Annotated in this window: 1 protein-coding gene; it reads right to left on the minus strand. The window is 67.7% G+C overall.

Annotated elements, in window-relative coordinates:
- Positions 1-2,354, minus strand: a 2,354-nt coding sequence (gene rpoB, locus AB0K60_RS37605; RefSeq protein ID WP_364066599.1) for a DNA-directed RNA polymerase subunit beta, incomplete at both ends; no start/stop codon positions are given.

Consider the following 2,354-nt stretch of genomic DNA (forward strand, 5'->3'; position numbering starts at 1 on the left):
TGCTGCGTGATCATCGAGTACGGACCCGTCGACCGCGCGTGGATCTTGTCATCCACCAGGTGCAGCAACTTCAGGATGTAGATGTAGCCGACCGAAATCGGATCCTTGAACGGCTCGCCGGAGCGGCCGTCGAACATGCGCGCCTTGCCGTTGACGCCGACCATGCGCTGCCCGTCCCGGTTGACCAGGGTGTTCTGCAGCAGGCCGGTGATCTCCTCCTCGTGAGCGCCGTCGAAGACCGGCGTGGCCACCTTGGTCCGGGGCTCCACACGCTCGAAGCCCTTGTCCCGCAGCCGCTCGGCCCAGGCCTCCTCGACGCCGCCGATGTCCCAGCCCTGGGCCGCGATCCAGCCCAGATGGGTCTCCAGCACCTGCCCGACGTTCATCCGGCCGGGCACGCCCAGCGGGTTGAGGATGATGTCGACCGGCGTGCCGTCCTCCAGGAACGGCATGTCCTCCACCGGCAGGATCTTGGAGATGACGCCCTTGTTGCCGTGCCGCCCGGCCAGCTTGTCCCCGTCGGTGATCTTCCGCTTCTGCGCCACGTACACCCGGACCAGCTCGTTCACGCCCGGGGGCAGCTCGTCGCCCTCGTCGCGGGAGAACACCCGCACCCCGATGACCTTGCCGGACTCGCCGTGCGGCACCTTCAGCGAGGTGTCGCGCACCTCGCGCGCCTTCTCACCGAAGATCGCCCGCAGCAGCCGCTCCTCCGGCGTCAGCTCGGTCTCGCCCTTCGGCGTCACCTTCCCCACCAGAATGTCGCCGGGGACGACCTCGGCGCCGATGCGGATGATGCCGCGCTCGTCCAGGTCGGCCAGGACCTCCTCGGAGACGTTGGGGATGTCCCGGGTGATCTCCTCGGGGCCGAGCTTGGTGTCGCGGGCGTCGACCTCGTGCTCTTCGATGTGGATGGAGGACAGGACGTCGTCCTGCACCAGCCGTTGGGACAGGATGATGGCGTCCTCGTAGTTGTGGCCCTCCCACGGCATGAACGCCACCAGCAGGTTCTTGCCCAGCGCCATCTCGCCGTTGTCGGTGCACGGGCCGTCGGCGAGGACCTGGCCGGCCTCGACGCGGTCGCCCTCGTCCACGATCGGCTTCTGGTTGAAGCAGGTGCCCTGGTTGGAGCGCTTGAACTTGGCCACCCGGTAGGTGATGCGGGTGCCGTCGTCGTTGAGCACGGTGATGTAGTCGGCCGAGACCTCCTCCACCACCCCGGCCTTCTCGGCCGTGATGACGTCGCCGGCGTCGGTGGCGGCGCGGTACTCCATGCCGGTGCCGACCAGCGGCGCCTCGCTCCGCAGCAGCGGCACCGACTGCCGCTGCATGTTGGAGCCCATCAGCGCGCGGTTGGCGTCGTCGTGCTCCAGGAACGGGATCATCGCGGTCGCGACCGACACCATCTGGCGGGCCGACACGTCCATGTAGTCGACCTCGTTCGAGCGGATGTACTCGAACTCGCCGCCCTTGCGCCGTACCAGCACCCGGGCCTCGGCGAACGAGCCGTCCGCGGTCAGCGGGGTATTGGCCTGCGCGATGACGTGCCGGTCCTCCTCGTCGGCGGTGAGGTAGTCGATCTGGTCGGTGACCTTGCCGTCGACGACCTTGCGGTAGGGCGTCTCGACGAAGCCGAAGGAGTTGACCCGGCCGTAGGACGACAGCGAGCCGATGAGACCGATGTTCGGGCCCTCGGGGGTCTCGATCGGGCACATCCGGCCGTAGTGCGACGGGTGCACGTCGCGGACCTCCATGCCGGCCCGCTCCCGCGACAGACCACCCGGCCCCAGCGCCGACAACCGCCGCTTGTGGGTCAGACCGGCCAGCGGGTTCGTCTGGTCCATGAACTGCGACAGCTGGGAGGTGCCGAAGAACTCCTTGATCGAGGCCACGACCGGCCGGATGTTGATCAGGGTCTGCGGGGTGATGGCCTCGACGTCCTGCGTGGTCATGCGCTCGCGCACGACCCGCTCCATCCGGGCCAGACCCAGCCGCACCTGGTTCTGAATCAGCTCACCCACGGTACGCAGCCGCCGGTTGCCGAAGTGGTCGATATCGTCCACCTCGACCACCACATCGCCGTTGACCCCCGGCATCGAGTCCTCACCCGCGTGCAGCCGCACCAGATACTCGATCGTGGCGACGATGTCCTCTTCGGTCAGCGTGCCCTGGTTGATGTCGATGTCCACCCCGAGCTTCTTGTTGGCCTTGTACCGGCCGACCTTGGCCAGGTCATACCGCTTGGGGTTGAAATACAAATTCTCCAGCAGCGTCTGCGCCGACTCCTTGGTCGGCGGCTCGCCCGGGCGCAGCTTGCGGTAGATGTCCAGCAGCGCGTCGTCCTGGCCGGAGGT

It is taken from the genome of Thermopolyspora sp. NPDC052614, assembly GCF_040678635.1.
GTDB lineage: Bacteria > Actinomycetota > Actinomycetes > Streptosporangiales > Streptosporangiaceae > Thermopolyspora.